Origin of the sequence: Butyricicoccus pullicaecorum DSM 23266 (assembly GCF_900167005.1) — a bacterium.
GTDB lineage: Bacteria > Bacillota > Clostridia > Oscillospirales > Butyricicoccaceae > Butyricicoccus > Butyricicoccus pullicaecorum.
The window spans coordinates 390,118-407,203 of record NZ_FUXW01000001.1 but is presented as its reverse complement, the minus strand read 5'-3'; the positions used below and the strand labels follow the sequence as shown (position 1 = coordinate 407,203).

16 protein-coding genes are annotated in these 17,086 nt (G+C 55.9%); 4 read left to right on the top strand and 12 right to left on the bottom strand.

What is annotated here, in order from left to right; genetic code table 11:
- Positions 1-9 precede the first annotated feature (9 nt).
- Positions 10-840 carry a hypothetical protein gene (locus B5D52_RS02050; protein ID WP_016147609.1) on the bottom strand — a complete coding sequence of 277 codons (831 nt, stop codon included), beginning with the start codon at positions 838-840 and terminating at the stop codon, positions 10-12.
- Positions 841-1,047: 207 nt separating this feature from the next.
- Here B5D52_RS02050 and ilvA point away from each other — a divergent pair, with 207 nt between their 5' ends.
- Positions 1,048-2,286, top strand: a complete 1,239-nt coding sequence (ilvA, locus tag B5D52_RS02045) for a threonine ammonia-lyase (protein WP_016147610.1) — start codon at positions 1,048-1,050, stop codon at positions 2,284-2,286.
- 60 nt (positions 2,287-2,346) lie between these two features.
- Here the strand turns inward: ilvA and B5D52_RS02040 are convergent, their stop codons facing one another.
- The 5 genes from B5D52_RS02040 to B5D52_RS02020 all read right to left on the bottom strand — a co-directional run bounded on the left by B5D52_RS02040 (position 2,347) and on the right by B5D52_RS02020 (position 6,995).
- Positions 2,347-2,721 carry a hypothetical protein gene (locus tag B5D52_RS02040; protein ID WP_016147611.1) on the bottom strand — a complete coding sequence of 125 codons (375 nt, stop codon included), beginning with the start codon at positions 2,719-2,721 and terminating at the stop codon, positions 2,347-2,349.
- An 80-nt stretch (positions 2,722-2,801) separates the two neighbouring features.
- Entirely contained in the window at positions 2,802-3,317 is a 516-nt protein-coding gene (locus B5D52_RS02035; protein WP_016147612.1) for a Gx transporter family protein, read from the bottom strand.
- Positions 3,318-3,333: 16 nt separating this feature from the next.
- On the bottom strand, positions 3,334-3,711 hold the full coding sequence (locus B5D52_RS02030; protein ID WP_016147613.1) for a NusG domain II-containing protein: 378 nt from the start codon (positions 3,709-3,711) through the stop codon (positions 3,334-3,336).
- Positions 3,701-4,723: an FAD:protein FMN transferase gene (locus B5D52_RS02025; RefSeq protein ID WP_242825643.1), complete on the bottom strand. Its 1,023-nt coding sequence runs from the start codon at positions 4,721-4,723 to the stop codon at positions 3,701-3,703. Before B5D52_RS02025 ends, B5D52_RS02030 begins: the two co-directional genes overlap by 11 nt.
- A 157-nt stretch (positions 4,724-4,880) precedes the next feature.
- Positions 4,881-6,995 (bottom strand): glutamine synthetase III family protein, encoded by a 2,115-nt coding sequence (locus B5D52_RS02020; RefSeq protein ID WP_016147615.1) that lies wholly within the window; start codon positions 6,993-6,995, stop codon positions 4,881-4,883.
- Between the two features lie 323 nt (positions 6,996-7,318).
- Between B5D52_RS02020 and dapF the strand changes: the two genes are divergently transcribed.
- A complete protein-coding gene (gene dapF / locus B5D52_RS02015; protein ID WP_016147616.1) occupies positions 7,319-8,158 on the top strand; it encodes a diaminopimelate epimerase in 840 nt (279 codons plus the stop codon).
- Complete coding sequence (locus B5D52_RS02010; protein WP_016147617.1) at positions 8,155-8,814, top strand: HAD hydrolase-like protein; 660 nt, start codon at positions 8,155-8,157, stop codon at positions 8,812-8,814. The genes dapF and B5D52_RS02010 overlap by 4 nt, the downstream gene beginning before the upstream one ends.
- A 186-nt stretch (positions 8,815-9,000) precedes the next feature.
- On the opposite strand, the gene B5D52_RS02005 is transcribed toward B5D52_RS02010, so the two are convergent.
- The 3 genes from B5D52_RS02005 to B5D52_RS01995 all read right to left on the bottom strand — a co-directional run bounded on the left by B5D52_RS02005 (position 9,001) and on the right by B5D52_RS01995 (position 11,977).
- Complete coding sequence (locus B5D52_RS02005; protein ID WP_016147618.1) at positions 9,001-9,198, bottom strand: hypothetical protein; 198 nt, start codon at positions 9,196-9,198, stop codon at positions 9,001-9,003.
- Positions 9,199-9,579: 381 nt separating this feature from the next.
- Positions 9,580-10,707, bottom strand: a complete 1,128-nt coding sequence (locus B5D52_RS02000) for a stalk domain-containing protein (protein ID WP_016147619.1) — start codon at positions 10,705-10,707, stop codon at positions 9,580-9,582.
- 91 nt (positions 10,708-10,798) lie between these two features.
- Entirely contained in the window at positions 10,799-11,977 is a 1,179-nt protein-coding gene (locus B5D52_RS01995) for an S-layer homology domain-containing protein (RefSeq protein ID WP_016147620.1), read from the bottom strand.
- 131 nt (positions 11,978-12,108) lie between these two features.
- Between B5D52_RS01995 and B5D52_RS01990 the strand changes: the two genes are divergently transcribed.
- Positions 12,109-13,050: an L-lactate dehydrogenase gene (locus B5D52_RS01990; RefSeq protein WP_016147621.1), complete on the top strand. Its 942-nt coding sequence runs from the start codon at positions 12,109-12,111 to the stop codon at positions 13,048-13,050.
- A gap of 55 nt (positions 13,051-13,105) precedes the next feature.
- On the opposite strand, the gene B5D52_RS01985 is transcribed toward B5D52_RS01990, so the two are convergent.
- The 3 genes from B5D52_RS01985 to B5D52_RS01975 all read right to left on the bottom strand — a co-directional run bounded on the left by B5D52_RS01985 (position 13,106) and on the right by B5D52_RS01975 (position 17,074).
- Positions 13,106-14,668: an S-layer homology domain-containing protein gene (locus B5D52_RS01985; protein ID WP_016147622.1), complete on the bottom strand. Its 1,563-nt coding sequence runs from the start codon at positions 14,666-14,668 to the stop codon at positions 13,106-13,108.
- Between the two features lie 185 nt (positions 14,669-14,853).
- Entirely contained in the window at positions 14,854-16,101 is a 1,248-nt protein-coding gene (locus tag B5D52_RS01980; protein ID WP_016147623.1) for a hypothetical protein, read from the bottom strand.
- Positions 16,102-16,114: 13 nt separating this feature from the next.
- Positions 16,115-17,074, bottom strand: a complete 960-nt coding sequence (locus tag B5D52_RS01975) for a mechanosensitive ion channel family protein (RefSeq protein ID WP_016147624.1) — start codon at positions 17,072-17,074, stop codon at positions 16,115-16,117.
- Positions 17,075-17,086 lie beyond the last annotated feature (12 nt).

Genomic DNA, 17,086 nt, shown 5'->3' with positions numbered 1-17,086 from the left:
GTTCCTCCGTCATTTATTGCCGCGCAGCGCGCCCAGAAGCTGGGCAAGCGTGGGTTTCTCGCGCATCGGACAGACCGGTTTTTCTTCGGTATGTACCACAGGTTTTGCCTCGGTCTTGTGTACCGGTTTTTCCGGCTTTGCCGCCTGCGGCTTGGGCTCGGGTGCTGTGCCCGACATGCGTCCGCGCAGACCGGTCATAATCTCGTCCAGCTGGGTCAGTGCCTCGGCGGCCTGTGCATTTGCCTTGGCGTTCTCGCGCTCGGCTGCGGCCAGTGCCTGTCGGTAGGACTCCTTGGTGTGCTCAATCGCCGCGAGCAGTCGCTCGGCCATCTGCTCAGCCTCACCGACCAGTGAGCACGCATCGTGCTCAGCGCGCTGCTGAATCTCCTCAGCGCGGCCATGTGCGCACAGCTCGATCTCAGCCAGACGTGCACGTGCCTCATCGTACTCGGCGCACTTGGAAATCATCTCGGCATTGTCCGCACGCACGTGATCAAGCGCGCTCTGCGCCTCTTCCAGACGGCTCTTGAGCGTCTGAAGCTCCTGCTTTGCCTGCTCGGCCTCATCCTGTGCCTGACGCACCTGCGCCTTGAGCGAGACAATGGTCTGCTCCTTGGCCTGCTCTTCCTGCAGCATGCGGTCACGGTCGGCGATGAGCGCCTGTGCGGCGCGATCGGCTTCGTCCTTTTCCTGCAGGATGCGTGTACGCTCCTGCTCGGCCTTATTCAGTTTTTCTTCGAGTGCACTGCGGCGGTCGGCTTCAACCTCGATAAAGTCGAGCACGTCTTCCCGCCGGAACCCAAAGGGTGCTGTGCGAAAACCCATTTCCGATTGGCTCATAATGTTTCCTTCTCCGCATAGATTTATCTACATTCAGACAAGATTATTATAACAAAATGCTCTAAAAAACACAACTTAAATCTATTCCCTCGCGAAAATTCTGGTTTTTTTGCAGTCAAATTTCGGCTAGATGTATTGCAATTCGCAAGACACCATGCTAAACTGTAAAAATATAATCAACCTTTTTCGGAAAGCAGGGAAATCAATATGCTGACAGTCAATGACTTCCAGGAAGCAGCGGCCCGCCTGAAGAATGTCATCCACACCATTCCTCTGAGCACGTCCTGCACCTTTTCCGCGATGACCGGCGCGGAAGTTTATCTGAAATATGAAAATCAGCAAAAAACCGGTTCTTTTAAAGTACGCGGTGCGTACAACAAGATTATGAAGCGTTACATGGAGGGCAACCTCAAAGCGGTCGTCGCCTCCTCCGCTGGCAACCATGCACAGGGCGTTGCCTTTGCTGCTGCTTCGGTCGGCGTTCCGGCAACCATCGTCATGCCCCGCTCGGCACCCATCGCCAAGGTCGCAGCAACCGAGGGCTACGGTGCCAAGGTCGTGCTGCACGGCTCGGTCTATGACGAGACCTACCAGAAGGCCTGCGAGATCATTGAGCAGACCGGCGCAGAGCTCATTCATCCGTTCAACGACGAGGATGTTATGGCCGGTCAGGGTACGATTGGTCTGGAAATCCTGAGCGATCTGCCTACGGTTGACATGATTTTTGTTCCTGCCGGCGGCGGCGGACTGATCTCGGGTGTTGCTGCCTGTGTCAAGCAGATCAACCCCCGCATTCAGGTCATCGGCGTACAGGCCGAGGGCGCATCTGCGATTGTGGACTCCTTCCATCAGGACAGCATCCGTCCGACTGCAACCGCACACACCATTGCTGACGGTATCGCAGTCAAGGAACCGGGCGACCTGACCATGCAGTACATCAACCAGTACGTCGATCAGATGGTCACCGTATCCGATGCCGAGATCGCGTCCACCATTCTTATGCTGCTCGAGCGCACCAAGCAGGTCGTCGAGCCCGCAGGTGCCGCTTCCCTTGCCGCTGTTCTGAATCAGAAGGTAGACATCAAGGGCAAGAAGGTCGTCTGCGTTATGTCGGGCGGCAATATCGATGTATCCTTCATCCACAAGGTTGTCGAAAAGGGTCTGGTCACCCGTCACCGTCACATCAAGTTCTCGACCATCATGCCCGACGTTCCGGGTGCACTGGAGAACTTCGCACACATCGTGGCCGAGCAGAATGCAAACGTCATCCTGTTCAACCATGACCGCGTTGCTGCCGATCTGGACATTGACGAAGCCATCATCGAGGTCGTCTGCGAAGTCAGCGGCGATGAGCACGCAAACCGTCTGCTCAAGGCGCTCAAGAAGGGCGGCTACGACATTTACAGCAAGAAGCAGGGCGGCTACGAGCTGTTCAACAAGAAATAATTTTTGCGCATCACAAAAGCGGGATGCAGTCCGAAAACCGGATTGCACCCCGCTTATTTTTTACTTCTTTCCTGTCATGGAGTCGGTCGCGTTTTTCACGGCGTTGCCAGCATCCTTGGCCGCGTCGCCAACCATGTCGCCTGCGTCTCCGACCATATCACCCGCATTATCCGCCATATCCTTGGCATCCTGGGTCACTGAGCCGTCACTCGGTGTCTGATTGTCACCGACCATATTTTTATCCCCCTGCACGTTCGAACCGTTGTCGGGTGCGTTGGGCAGGTCGGTGGTATCGTTATTCTGTGCCGCATCGTTCTGCGTGGTCTGGTCGGTCATATTGTTATCCGGCTTGGTGTCATTCTGATTGCCGCAGCCGGCCAGCATGGACGTGAGCGCCAGCGCCAGCAGGACAGAAGATAACATACGCTTTTTCATCAAATCTCGCTCCTTCCTTTTTGCGCTAGTATATGTGCTTTGTACGCGCATTAACCGGAAGCGAGACCGGAAAAATCCTGTCAGATTTCCATATTTATTTTTTTGAGGTGGCCGAGCACCGCCGCGCAGACCAGACCAGTTGCAAAGCCCATCGGGATGGACAGCACGAGCAGGAAGGGCAGATAGCCCACCACGTCGACCGTGCCCAGCACGAGAATAGCCGCGCCGATCTGACCGATATCATGTGCAGCCGCGCCCGCAATTGAGATCCCCGGAATGGAAAAACACCGTCCCAGACCGTACAGCAGCACGCGCATGACCAGCATGGACAGCAAGCCGCCGAAGAGCGAGAACAGAAACGCAGTGACGCTGCCCATAAACACCGAGGACAGAATAACGCGCACCACAACGACCGCGACCGTCTCACGCAGCCTCAGACGCGTCAGGGCAAAGAGTGTCACGACGTTCGCAAGACCCAGTTTGATGCCCGGAACGGGCACGGCGGCCTGTAAGGGAAACATGTGCTCCACGAGGGACAGCACCAGTGCTGCCGCGACCAGCAGACCGCACAGTGCGACCCGTTTGCTTGTCTTCATTTATCCCTGCCTCCTCTCATCGTGCCACCGCGTCCACGGTCGTATCTTCACCGATCAGACGCACGACGACACGGGTAGGCAGACAGACCGCCATCTGACCGGCACGGGTGAGCGTGCCGGTGTGGACGCACACCTGATCAGGACAGTTGGACGAGGCAAAGCGTACGCTCTTGCCGTCCACCTCGATGACGTTCGTGATGTCTCCCGCTGTCAGCGTGATGGTGTCCTGATAGCCGTCGGCCAAGCGTATGGTCTTGACCACGGTATCGCCCTGTTTGATCTCACAAGTCAGGCTGTCCGAGGGCTGAAAGAGAAAGGGCAAGGTGATGAGTCCCGCCAGTGCCAGTACGACCGCACAGATCACAAAATCGCCCCAGCGCAATTTACCTTGCATCGATGTACCCTGCTTCCTCGCCCATAAAGGTATACTGCGGCAATACGTTCTCGGTCGGAATGATGCGCTTGTCAGAGGTGATAAAAACCGCCTTGATGTCGTGTTCTGCGCAGAATTCCAGCCCCTTATCCAGTCCCTTGACAAACAGACCGGTGGTCAGCGCGTCGGCCTTCGCCGAATCGGTATCGACAACGGTGACGCTGCGCAGGCCGTTATCGGTCGGATATCCGGTCGAAGGGTCAAAAATGTGATGGTATCGCTTGCCATCCTGCATGAAATACCGCTCATAATCGCCCGAGGTCACGACCGATTCATCGGTCATGGAGATCACCGCAACCGAGCTTGCACTGTTGTCCGGGTCGGCGATGCCGATGCGCCAGGTGCCGTCCTCGCTGTTGGGATTTTTTCCGATGCCGTAGATATTGCCACCCAGCTGCGCGAGTGCCTGCATGGTATCGCCTGCCATCCGGCAGATGGCTGCCGCATCATTGGCCGCCCAGCCCTTGCCGATGCCGCCGAGGTCAACCTGTGCACCGTTGAGCAGCTGCACGGTATTGTTTCCCAATAGCTGAATATTGCGCCAGCCGACCTTCTTAAGCGTCTCATCGATCTCTGCCTGAGTCGGTACATGTTCGTGATCGGTACCGATGCCCCACAGATCGGACAGCGGTGCAGTGGTCGGGTCGTATGCACCATCCGTCAGTTCGGCATACTGTACCGCGGTCTCGATCGCCTCGTAAAGCTCGTCCGACACGGTGACCGGCTGACCGTTCGCCGCGTTGAGCGCAGACAGCTCACTCTCTTCCCGCTGGCGCGACATGAGCTGATCCAGTCCATTGATATGCTGCTCGATCTCTACCCTTGTATCCTCGGCCGTCTTTTCGTTCTTGTCATAGGTCGTAACGGTCATAAAGGTATCCATCGCATAAAAGTCCGACTGACTGGACGCAGGCTCACAGCCGGACACCAAAAGCAATGCGCCCAGCATACCCGCGGCTAATAGTTTCTTCATCTTCACAACAGGGCCTCCGTATCATTTGCTGATGGGAATTAGTATATCACAACTTTTGACGAAAGACTATAAAAACCGTCCAATTTTCCCATATTCGTGCGGTTTTGTCCGCACATAAGACAAAGCGCGCAGCCTGACGGCTGCGCGCTGAAAAAACTTATACATAGAACAGAATGTCGCTGTATGTCGGGAAGGGCCAGTACTCCTTGGACACCAGGTTCTCCAGTTCGTCCGCCAGCTTTCTGGCTTCCTTCATTGCCGGCAGAACCTCGTCGCGGTAGTAGCGCGACAGCTTGCGCGCGCCCACGCCGCCGGGTGCGACAGCGAATGCCTCGGTCAGTACATCCTTTGCAGCCTCTACCTTGTGCGCCAGCACGTCCTGTGCAGCGGACAGCGCAGCGGTCTTGTCGGTGACCCGGCGTACCATCTCAACCTCAGCCGGAGCGTCTACGCCGATCTGCTTCTTGAGTGCAACACCCTCAGCCAGATCACGGGAGAACTTGGCACAAGCGGGCAGGATGAGCTTGCGCAGCATATCGAGCATGGTCAGTGCCTCAATGCGCAGAGTCTTTGCGTACTCTTCGAGCAGAATCTCCTCACGCGAGCCAACCTCAACCGGGGTGTAGACACCGTGACGGGTGAACAGCTGCAGGTTCTTCTTGTCGGTGTAGTGCGGCAGGGCATCGGGTGTGGAAGCCAGATTGGACAGGCCGCGCTTCTTAGCCTCAACCAGCCATGCGTCATCGTAGCCGTTGCCGTTGAAGATAATGCGCTTATGCGCCTTGATCTCGCGAATGATCAGCTCGGACAGTGCCTGCTCAAAGTTCTCGGCCTGCTCAAGCTCGTCAGCGAACTGGCGCAGCTCTTCTGCTACCGCAGTATTCAGGATGGTGTTGGTACATGCCACGTTGAAGGTCGAACCGGGCATACGGAACTCGAACTTATTGCCGGTGAAGGCAAAGGGCGAGGTACGGTTACGGTCAGAGGTATCCTTGGGGATGTTGGGCAGAGCGCTGACGCCGATGTCCATGTGGGTCTTCTCGGCTGCGTGGTAGGTCTTGCCCGATACCATCGCGTCAACGACTGCGCCCAGCTCGTCGCCGATGTACATGGAGACAACTGCCGGAGGTGCCTCGTGTGCACCCAGACGATGGTCATTGCCCGCGCTCGCTGCCGACAGGCGCAGCAGATCCTGATACTCGTCGACTGCCTTGATGACAGCGGTCAGGAACAGCAGGAACTGTGCGTTGGAGGACGGGGTGTTGCCCGGCTCGAGCAGGTTCTCGCCGCGATCGGTCGAGATCGACCAGTTATTGTGCTTACCAGAACCGTTGATGCCCTCAAACGGCTTTTCGTGCAGCAGGCAGACGAAGCCGTGACGGTCAGCGACGCGCTTCATGACCTCCATGGTCAGCTGGTTGTGATCGACCGCAATGTTGGTGGTCTCAAAGATCGGAGCCATCTCGTGCTGGCAGGGTGCAACCTCGTTGTGCTCGGTCTTAGAGTAGATGCCGAGCTTCCACAGCTCCTCGTCGAGCTCTGCCATGAATGCCTTGACACGCGGACGGATGGAACCGAAATAGTGGTCATCCATCTCCTGACCCTTGGGTGCGGGTGCACCGAACAGGGTACGGCCGGTCAGGATCAGGTCGGGACGCTTGGCATAATCGCTCTTGTTGATGAGGAAATATTCCTGCTCAGGACCGACCGTGGTGGTAACATGCTTGCAGTCCTTGCCAAACAGGCGCAGTACGCGGCAAGCCTGCTTGGAGATCGCTTCCATCGAGCGCAGAAGCGGGGTCTTCTTGTCGAGGATCTGGCCGGTGTACGAGCAGAATGCAGTCGGGATGCACAGGGTGTGATCCTTAATGAATGCATAGGAGGTTGGGTCCCATGCGGTGTAACCGCGTGCCTCAAAAGTCGCGCGCAGACCGCCCGACGGGAAGGACGATGCGTCCGGCTCGCCCTTGATGAGCTCCTTGCCCGAAAACTCCATGATGACCGCGCCTTCGGCACCCGGGGTGATGAACGAGTCATGCTTTTCCGCGGTGATACCGGTCATAGGCTGGAACCAATGGGTATAATGGGTCGCCCCCATCGAAATGGCCCAGTCCTTCATTGCGTTGGCCACGATGTTTGCAACCGTCGGGTCGAGTGCGGTGCCCTCCGTGATCGTGCTCTTGAGCGCCTTGAATACGTCTTTGGGCAGACGCTCCTTCATGACCGATTCGTTGAACACCATACTACCGAACAGTTCGGGTACTTTGCTCATGGTTTGCCTCCTATTTTTAATCCAAGTTCAAATTTTGAGAGACGGCCCCCCTTGGGCCGGGTGCGGTCTGCGTTTTTCTCGCGGCAGACCAACTATAAATTTCATTATATGCGCATTTTTTCCCTTTGTCCAGCGCAGAACCGCCCTGTGAACGCCGGTTTTCTGCAATCGACAAGGATAGCCGTTCCACGCCGCTCCTTTCTATGCAAAATGCAAAAAATCCATTTTTCCGACCCTTCTCTCCTCCGATATCCCCTCTTGACGCGCCTTGCCAAACCGTTTATCATGGTAATATCTCATATTTTCCGCCAAGGAGGCCATTTATGAAACTTTCTTTCACAAAAATGCAGGGCTGCGGAAACAGCTATCTCTATTTTAATTGCTTTGAACAGTCAATCAAAAACCCGTCTGAGCTGGCCATTCGCCTCTCTGAAGTGCACTTCGGCGTAGGCAGTGACGGCATCATTCTGATCTGTCCGTCCGAGGTCGCAGACGCAAAAATGCGCATGTTCAACGCCGACGGCAGTGAGGGTAAAATGTGCGGCAACGGTATCCGCTGCGTGGGCAAATACCTGTACGATTATGGCATGGTTGATGGCCGCACCGAGATCACGGTCGAGACGCTGTCGGGCATCAAGCACCTGACCCTGTACCCGGAGAACGGCAAGGTCGTTCAGGTACGCGTGGACATGGGCGCTGCCATCCTGACCCCCAGCGAAATTCCCTGTACCCTGCCCCAGCAGGCAGGCACCGATCTGACCGTAAATGGTGTGACCTACGCGGCAACCGCGGTCGGTATGGGCAACCCGCACTGCGTCCTGTTCCAGGAGGAGGATGTAGACGGTCTGGATCTCGAGAAGATCGGCCCGGACTTTGAGCACCACCCTGCTTTCCCCGAGCGCGTCAACACCGAGTTTATCAATGTACTGGGCGACCACGAACTCAAGATGCGTGTCTGGGAGCGCGGCAGCGGCGAGACCTGGGCATGCGGTACGGGCACCTGTGCGGCGGCAGTTGCAGCCGTGCTCAACGGTCACTGCCCCAAGAACGAGGATATTCTGGTACACCTGCGCGGCGGCGATCTGACCATCTGCTACACCGACGAGACCGTCTGGATGACCGGCCCCGCTGTCACCGTATGCGAGGGTACCATAGAATCATGATTCGTTATCTCTTTTTCGACCTCGACGGCACACTGACCGACCCCAAAGAGGGTATCACCAAGTCGGTGGCCTACGCACTGGACAAGGTATGCGGCATTCAGGTAGACGATCTGGATACGCTGACCGCCTACATCGGTCCCCCACTCGTGACCGGCTTTATGGAGAATCACGGCGTAGACCGTGAGACCGCGCTCAAGTGTCAGGATGCCTACCGCGAGCGTTTCCGCGTAGTCGGTCTGTTTGAAAACCGTCTGTTCCCCGAGATGCCCGGACTGCTGGCCGATCTCAAGGCACAAGGCTACGTCCTGTGTACCGCGACCTCCAAGCCGCAGGACTTCGCCGTGCGCATTCTGGATCACTTTAACCTGTCCCAGTACTTCACCCTGATTTCGGGCGCGACCATGGACGGCACGATCTCGACCAAATTGCAGGTCATTGAGCACACGCTCGCGCAGCTCGGTCATCCCGACCGCGACAGTGTCCTGATGATCGGCGACCGCAGACACGACATCGAGGGCGCACACGCGGCACAGGTGCGTGCGGTCGGTGTTCTGTTCGGTTTTGGTTCGCGCGAAGAGCTCGAGCGCGCAGGCGCGGATGCCATTGCACCCACCATTGGCGACCTTCCCGCAGTCATCGCAGGCTTTGCCGACTAAGTTTATCTTCCCGCCGGGTTTTCCAGTGAAAACCCGGTTTTTCTTATGCGAAAAATCTTCCGAATATGCAGAAAACCGCAGTCTATTCAGACTGCGGTTTTCTGTACAGGGGTATCAGGTGCCGCTTGATCACGGCAATTTTAAGAAGGAGAGTTTTGGAGAAACGAATTTCTGAGTCACGCAGATTTACTGCATCTGTCGTGCCGGCATGACAAAAGCACGGAACAGAGGCAATTCCCGTGTATGGGAGATCGCATACTGTGCCCGGCATTCCGGACAAAACATTTGGTTATACAGAGCGATCTTACGGAAGCGATCCTCGGCCTGGCCAGTCAGATCCATTGTGTGAACATGATTACAGCGAAAGCGTACTTCGTACAGCATATGTGCGACCTCCTATATCTTAGATTTCATTAACTCGATTATATCCAAACATTTTTCGACATTCAACGGTATTATGCACAAATATCGATGTATTTTACAAGTATTATTTGTATCAGATGTCAATATTTTACACATCCTTTACAAAGATGCACCGAAAAAGTTATATTTTTCAGGTGATATTTTCTTGCAAAAAGTTACGAAATTTTTAGACTTTTGAGTCATCTTTTCCGTATATATCGAATTTTTTAGTTTTTGATATATGAAATCGATTCCATATATTCTGTGAAATCATTGCAAAAAAGAGCCGCCAATTCAAGGCGGCTCTTGATTTTCGCCGTATTTTTCGCAACACAGCGGCAATTCTTTATATGAATTGATTTTTTATGCCTGTGCGGTGATGGTGACCGTACCAGCCTCGGTTACAACATCAAAGCCAACCAGAGCCTTGAACAGGTCTGCTGCGGCGTAAGTCGTGCCGTCTACGATGTACGGTGCAACGCCATACTGTGCGGGAGCGGTCATGCCAACTGCATCCTCGATCTTGGTGGTCGAAACGTAGTTGTCGGTACCGATCTCCAGCGTCATCGAACGGGTGTCGTTCTCAACGGTAACGTACTCCTTGCCGTCCTTCTGCTCATAGCTGACCGTGCATCCCAGAGCCTCTGCTGCTGCGCGAACGGGTACAACTGCAACGCCGTCCTTCATCTCGCCCTTGACTTCCAGGGTCTTGCCGCCAGCAACAATGGTCAGCTCGGTGGTCTCAGCAGCGGTCTGCTCGGTCTCACGGGTTGCCTGGGTCTCGGTAGCGGTCTCCTCGGTTGCTGCTGCCGGCAGGATGACAACCTTCTGGGTGTAAGCCTGACCCGGATAGCTCATTGCAACGATGTCGTACCATGCCAGGAAACGGGTGCCCTCGGTCAAGTCAGCCTTGGTTACGATGTTCTTGGTCTTGTAAGGTGCGTAAGTGGTCTTGTCGTCCATGCGGATGATCATGCTGCCGTCTGCGGTCAGAACCTCGGTCATGCCCTCTTCGTTGGTAGAAACCGTGCCAACCTCGTGCAGGGATGCCGGGGTATTCTCACCCACGCCAACCAGAATCAGCTCGCAAGCCGACTGCGGCGGCAGGCTGCGGGTCATTGCCTTGGAGTAGTATGCGTAAATCTTGTCGCCTTCCTTGATGTCGGACAGTGCTGCGGCAGCACCGGTCTCGTTGTTTACGATCAGGGTGTCTGCGCCCAGGTTGAGCTGGATGTCCTGCTCATCGGTGGTCTTGACCAGAATCGAGGAAACGGTCTCGCCGTCCATGTTGATCTTGCTGACGGTTGCCATCGAACCGGTGCGGAAAGACTCCTTGACCTGCGGAACTGCGGTGGTCGTGGTCTCGGTTGCGGCGGTGTTATCGGCTGCCGAAGCGGTGGTCTCTGCTGCGGTCACATCTGCTGCAAATGCTACGCTGCTGCACGCCAGTACGGCACTCAGGCCCATTGCTAAAATCTGCTTCTTTTTCATAATCTTCGTCCTCCTTTGGATTCTCTTGTTAGGTTAGACGCAGGCTCTCTCCAAAAGTTCCAGGTTTTTCCCATTCTTTTGAAAAAAATTTTTATACGTCCATTCCGTCCGGCACCTGCACGCTGCCGCTCTGGCTGCGCAGGGCAGCGCTGATCGAAATGGCATAGGTCGAGGTGCGACCGCCGATCGGCATGTTTACATAAATGCGGCCGGTCTGCTGGCTGAACACACCGCCCTGCTCGGTCGCGCTGTAATCGACCTGCTTGAGCACGACGTTGGAACCGCTCACCAGCTCATTCAGCACGCTCGGCATAAAAGAAAACGCATATCGTCCATTTTGTGCACTCACGTCCATGACCGCACTGACCGGAATGCGGGCATCTGCCGTGCCCAGCGTCACCGGCTGTGCCGCCTTGACCGTTTTTCCGTTCTCGTAGCGATAGAGCGTACCGTTTTTCTGGTACAGTCCCATGATGAGCGTGCCATCCTGCCGCAGTTCAGCCGAGAAATCCTGACCGTCTACGGTCAGTGTACCGCTGCACGCAGCCTCGTTATAAGCATTGTCGGTGATGGTTGCGGTCAGATCGTAGGTGCGCGCACCCGACTGGGCATTCTGCATGCGTATCTGATCGTATGCCTGACAGCTCTGGAACAGGGTCAGCGTATCCGATGCCTTGCTCGCGCTGACGCTGCCGCGCTCCACGAGCGCTTCGAGCAGCATGTCTGTTCCGTCCGCCGTCGGACGGCTGAGTGCGGTGTAGCTCATGGCAACCACATGGTCACGCAGGAACGGGTCGGTGTCACAGTTGACCTCGTCAATTACCCCCAGCTTTTCGGCGTAGTCCAGCGCGGTCTTATAAGTATATCCATTTCCGTCCTCGTATCCCAGTGCACGCAGCAGGAAAGTCGCGTATTGCTGTGCGCTGCACGTATCGCGGGTGCCGAACTTGGTGTCGCTGACACCGACGGTCAACTTGTTCTCGTACAGCCAGCCGATATAGGGCGCCGCCCAATCGGGTACGTCGGTAAACGGAACGTCATAGTTTCCGGCCATCGCTGCATCTTCCTCACCCAGCAGGCGCACCAGCATAATAGCAGCCTCGGCGCGGGTAGGCGTGCGGTCGAGTTCGTAACCGTTCTGCGTACCAACGAGCAGTCCCATATTTTTGAGCGCATCGGCACAGTGTGTGAAGTTAGCCGCACCGGCCATACCAGTCAAAGCAGCTGCGGCCAGCACACCTGCGGTCGCTCTGCGCATCCATTGTTTCATGCGGAAAAGTTCCTCCTTGTCCTGTTTTTCTTCTCCATTGTATCACAAGCCCTCTGTTTCTGACAAAATAAATTTTTCCAGCCATCAAACCACAGGCAATCGGACATGCTGTAAGCATTGGAGGGATGACGATGAATCTGCAAAAATGTGCGGTGATCGGCACCGGTTTTGTCGGTGCGACAGCCGCTTACACACTGGCGACGAGCGGTCTGTTCTCCGAGCTGATTCTGCTCGATGTCAACCGTGCCAAGGCCGAGGGCGAAGCCGCCGACATCAGTCACGGTGTCTCTTTTGCCCAGCCCTGTGCCGTGCACGCCGGTGATTATCAGGACCTCAAGGACTGCGGTCTGGTCATTCTGGCCGCCGGAGCCAACCAAAAACCGGGTGAAACCCGCATTGACCTGCTGCACCGAAACGAAGTGATCTTAAAGAGCATTCTGGATGCCGTGCTTGCCGTCGCACCCGACTGCATTCTGCTCGTGGTGTCCAATCCGGTCGATCTGCTCACCTATCTGGCACAAAAGCTGTCTGGACTGCCCGCCTGCCGGGTCATTGGTACGGGAACCGTGCTGGACACTGCGCGGCTCAAATATCTGGTCGGTCAATATTTGCAGGTAGACAGCCGCAATGTGCACGCCTTCATCATCGGCGAGCATGGAGACAGCGAACTTGCTGTCTGGTCGTCGGCCAACGTGTCGGGCATGGATTTACCCGACTACTGCCGCATTGCGGGCAAGGAATTTTCGCAGTCGGTGCTGGATGACATCTACCAAAACGTGCGTGACGCGGCCTACCACATCATCGAGGGCAAGGGCGCAACTTATTACGGCATCGGTATGGCGGTACTGCGCATCGCACGCGCCATCGTGCGCGGAGAGCGCTCGGTGCTTCCGGTGTCCTCGGTCATTCAGGGACGATACGGTGTGGACGAAATCTGTCTGGGACTGCCGTCGGTTCTTGGCAAAAACGGCATCGAGACCGTGCTTGATCTGCCGCTCAGCTACGAGGAGCGCAAGCGGCTGGAATCCTCAGCGGCCAAGCTGCGCACCCTGCTCGACCAAATGAAGATCTGAACAGACGCAAAAAGAGACCGTCCAGATGGACGGTCTCTTGTGCTTGCAAAAAATCTTACTTTGCAGGAGTTGCAGGGGTCAGCTGGGTAGCCGGAACGGACTCAGCGGTCTTGTCAGCTGCTGCAGCCTCGTCCTTCTTCTCCTCAGCCGGCTTTACCTCGGTTGCCGGAGCGGTCTCGGTGGTGACGACCTCTGCTGCGGTCTCAGCCTCAGCGGTCAGCTCTTCCAGCGTCTTGTAGGTGTCCAGATCGGTCGGGTACTTGACCTCAACTGCGTCGCCAACCTTCTTGGTAGCCATGTTCATCTGCATGGTAACGTCGACCTTCATGCCCAGCATCTCCATGGTCATTGCCATGTCAGCCTTCTCGTCGTACAGACCGCCGTTCTTGAAGGTGACCTCAACGTCAGCCTTGCTCAGATCCAGAGCCAGCTTGAACATATCCTCGGTCAGGCCCTGTGCCTTCATTTCCTCGGTCAGCTCAACCTGCGTGGTCATCTGGCTGAACAGCTCGGTGAACAGGCCGTTGAATGCCTCGGTGTTGTAGCTCATCTTGTAGGTGTTGCCATCCTGCGAGATGCTGTCTACCATGCACAGCGGCATCGTGGTCATACCGGTCAGCTGCTGCATATCGAAGCCCTTGAGTGCAGTCTTAAGGTCAAGATCCTGCTTCATCTTGGAGCCCATCATGTTGGTGTATGCAACGCCGTCCTTGACGTACATTTCCATCGGAACGTCCATCTTCTCGGTCTTGCCGTCCTCGGTGGGTACGTTTACGGTCAGAGAGCCGGTCATAGCCATCTGCATCTCTTCGAGCTTGGCCGGGTCAGCCTTAACCTGTACGTTGAACTTACCTGCTGCATCAACGCTCAGATCTTCAACCTTCATGTTCATGGTGAAGTCAGCGGTTGCGTCAGCCGAGGTGGTTGCAGCAACAGCCTTGTAAGCCTCGTTGAAGTTGCGCAGTGTCTCAAAGGTCTTCTGCACCGGAGCTGCCTTCTCAGCGTCAACAGCCTTGTCGCCCACCAGCTTGGTCAGCAGGTCGGTCTCGCCGGACTTCGGAGCGACAGACAGTGCGGTGTAGCTCATTGCAACAACATCGTCACGCATGAAGTCGTCAGCGTCCATGTTGAACATATCGACTACGCCCTTCTCGGTTGCGAAATCGATTGCCTTATCGTAAGTAAAGTCGCCGCCCTCTGCATCGGAGTAGCCCAGTGCGCGCATCAGGAAGGTGGTGTACTGCTGTGCGGTGCACTTGTTGCCCGGCTCAAAGGTGGTTGCGGTTGCGCCGGAGGTCAGACCCTCATTGTACAGCCATGCAACATAGGGCTTTGCCCACTCGTAGCCGTTGTCCAGATCGGTGAACGGGAACTTGTCTGCGTTTGCCTCATAGTAAGTCTTGGCCTCTGCCTCCTTACCCAGCAGGCGAACCATCATGGTTGCAGCCTCTGCACGGTCGGGAGCGCGGTCGAGATCATAGCCTGCCTCAGAACCCTGGAACAGACCCAGATCCTTCAGAACATCTGCGCTGGAAGTAAAATTAGCGGCAGAAGCGCCCGATGCCAGCATAGCGGCTGCGAGCGAACCAATTACCATGGACTTCATTACTTTTTTCATTTCCAATCATCCTCCTTCAGGATACCTATGGGATATTATAGCACTTTACCCAAAGAAAGCAAGGCGAGCGGGCCTTTTTTCGCATTTGTTCATTAAATTTTTACAAAGAAACAGGAATGAATCAGATATCTTTTAGGACATCTGTCATTCCTGTTCTCAGTTTCAGAAACTATTTTTAGATATTTTTACGGCGTGTTGGAAATCTTGATGTAGCTCGAATAGCCGCTCGGCAGAGAAAATGCCGGTACATCTGTCGTTTTTACCGTCTCGGTCGACACGCTGTACATCACATCGTGAAGCGTCATATACAGCGAGCTGATGGCCGGGATTCCCTTGTCGTCGAAGGTCAGCTGCGCCGCACCCTCAGACAGCGTCATGGTATAGGTCTGTCCCTTTTGCGTGATATCGCCAATCAGGCTGCGTGCCGGCATGGGCGTCATCACAAGCGACAGAATGTTGACATCACGCAGGAAGGCTGCAACCTGATCGTCACGGTAATCGCCTGCCGTCCAGGGCGAAATGGAAATGCCGCTGCTGTCGCGCAGGACAATGACCTGCTGAGACACCGAATGACCGCCATTTAACGCAATCGACAGCATGCCGTCCAGGCGCGAGCGGTTGCCCTCGTTGATGAGCGTGCCGTGCAGGCTCATGCTGTTGCCCTTGCCGTCATCCAGAATGGCGGCAAACACGTCGCTCTGATACGGTGCACTCGCCTGTACCTGATTGGTCAGCGCAGTAATCTGAGCGGTCTCGGCGTGTACCGACTCGGCCTTTTTCGCGTCCACCGCACCGTCCTGCACCAGCTTGCCGAGCAGGTCAGTCTCGCTGCCCTTGGGCTTGAGCTCCAGCGCCATACGGCTCATCTGTGCCGCATCATCTCGACGGAAATCGTCTAGATCGCACGAGAAATTGTCGATCAGACCCACACGCATACCAAACGACAGCGCGTTGTCATAAGTAAAATCACCCGTCTGATCGGAATACCCCAGCGCACGCAGCATGAGCGCGGTGTACATCTGCGCGGTGCACGGCGACTCAGGCTCAAACTTGTCATAGCTTGCACCGCGAATCATCCCGCGATGGTAGAGCAGATTGACATACGGTTTCTGCCAGTCCTGTAAATCGGTAAACGGTGTTCCGGCAGCCTCCTTGGCCTCCTCCTCCAGTCCCAGCAGACGCACCAGCATAACCGCTGCCTCCGCACGGGTGCACGGCTCTTCCAGCTCGTACACCGGACGGCCAAAACGGTCTACACCTGCGCCCTGAAACAGTCCCAACTCATACAGCACGTCTGCACTCGCGGTGTAGTCCGCCGTGGGTGTGTTTTCTTCCACCACCTCTTCGGGCGGCGGAGTCATCTCGGACACCACTGCGCCCGCCGAACTGGTCAACAGTCCGACAGCGCAAAGTCCTGCAAGCAGTCGTCTCATTGACTTCCTCCTGTCACTTGTTCATCACAACCAGATGCGGATAAGCGATATCAATGCCTTCCTGATCAAAGCGCTTCTTGATGCGGCGCATCAGATCGGCACGCATGGCAAAGGTCGTACCATTGTCCTTGCCCCACAGCAGTGCACGCAGGACAACCGCCGAGTCGGCCAGCTCATTGACACGCACGGTTACACGCGGTGCGCCGTTTGCCTTGGCTTCCTCGGTACGCAGGTCCAGATAATCGGGATGTGCACCCACCTCGTCAGCCAGCACAGCCAGCGCCTGATCGACGTCGGACTCGTATGTGATGCCGATATCCAGCGTCAGGCATACATTCTTGTCGCCGTAGTCGGCATTCTCCACGATGGCTGCGTTCATGGTGCTGTTCGGGATGATGACACGCTTGTTTTCAATCGTGCGCAGCACGGTATGCCGCAGGCTGATTTCCTCAACCGTACCCGCGACACCCTGAGACACGACGTTCACAACGTCTCCGATCACAAACGGTCGGAATGCCAGAATCATCATGCCGCTGGCAATGGAGCCCAGCGCTTCCTGTCCGGCCAGACCAAAGACAACAGCCAGCACACCACCGGCTGCAAGCAGCTTAGTCATGGCCTCATTCAAGCCGGGAATGCTGGAAACGATGATGGCAAAGGCGGCAAAGTAGATCAAAAACAGCACCGGATAGCGCAGAAAGGCGGCAAGCGTCGCGCCCGACTTGTTGATCTCCTTCATGTGGTCGATCACTCTGCGGAAGATGCGGTTCGTGATCTTGACTGCAATGAGCATGATCAAAATCGTAACGACAATCAGCAGCGCCTTGCCCAAAAAGATGCCAAACGTATTATCATTGAAAAAATCATACAGCACCGACCACCAGGATTCGGGCAGCGCGGATTCCGCCATATCTCCGACCGCGCTGGTCACAGCCTCGGCAGCATCCGATACGGTATTGGTTCCGGTCTCCATAATTGCGTCCTC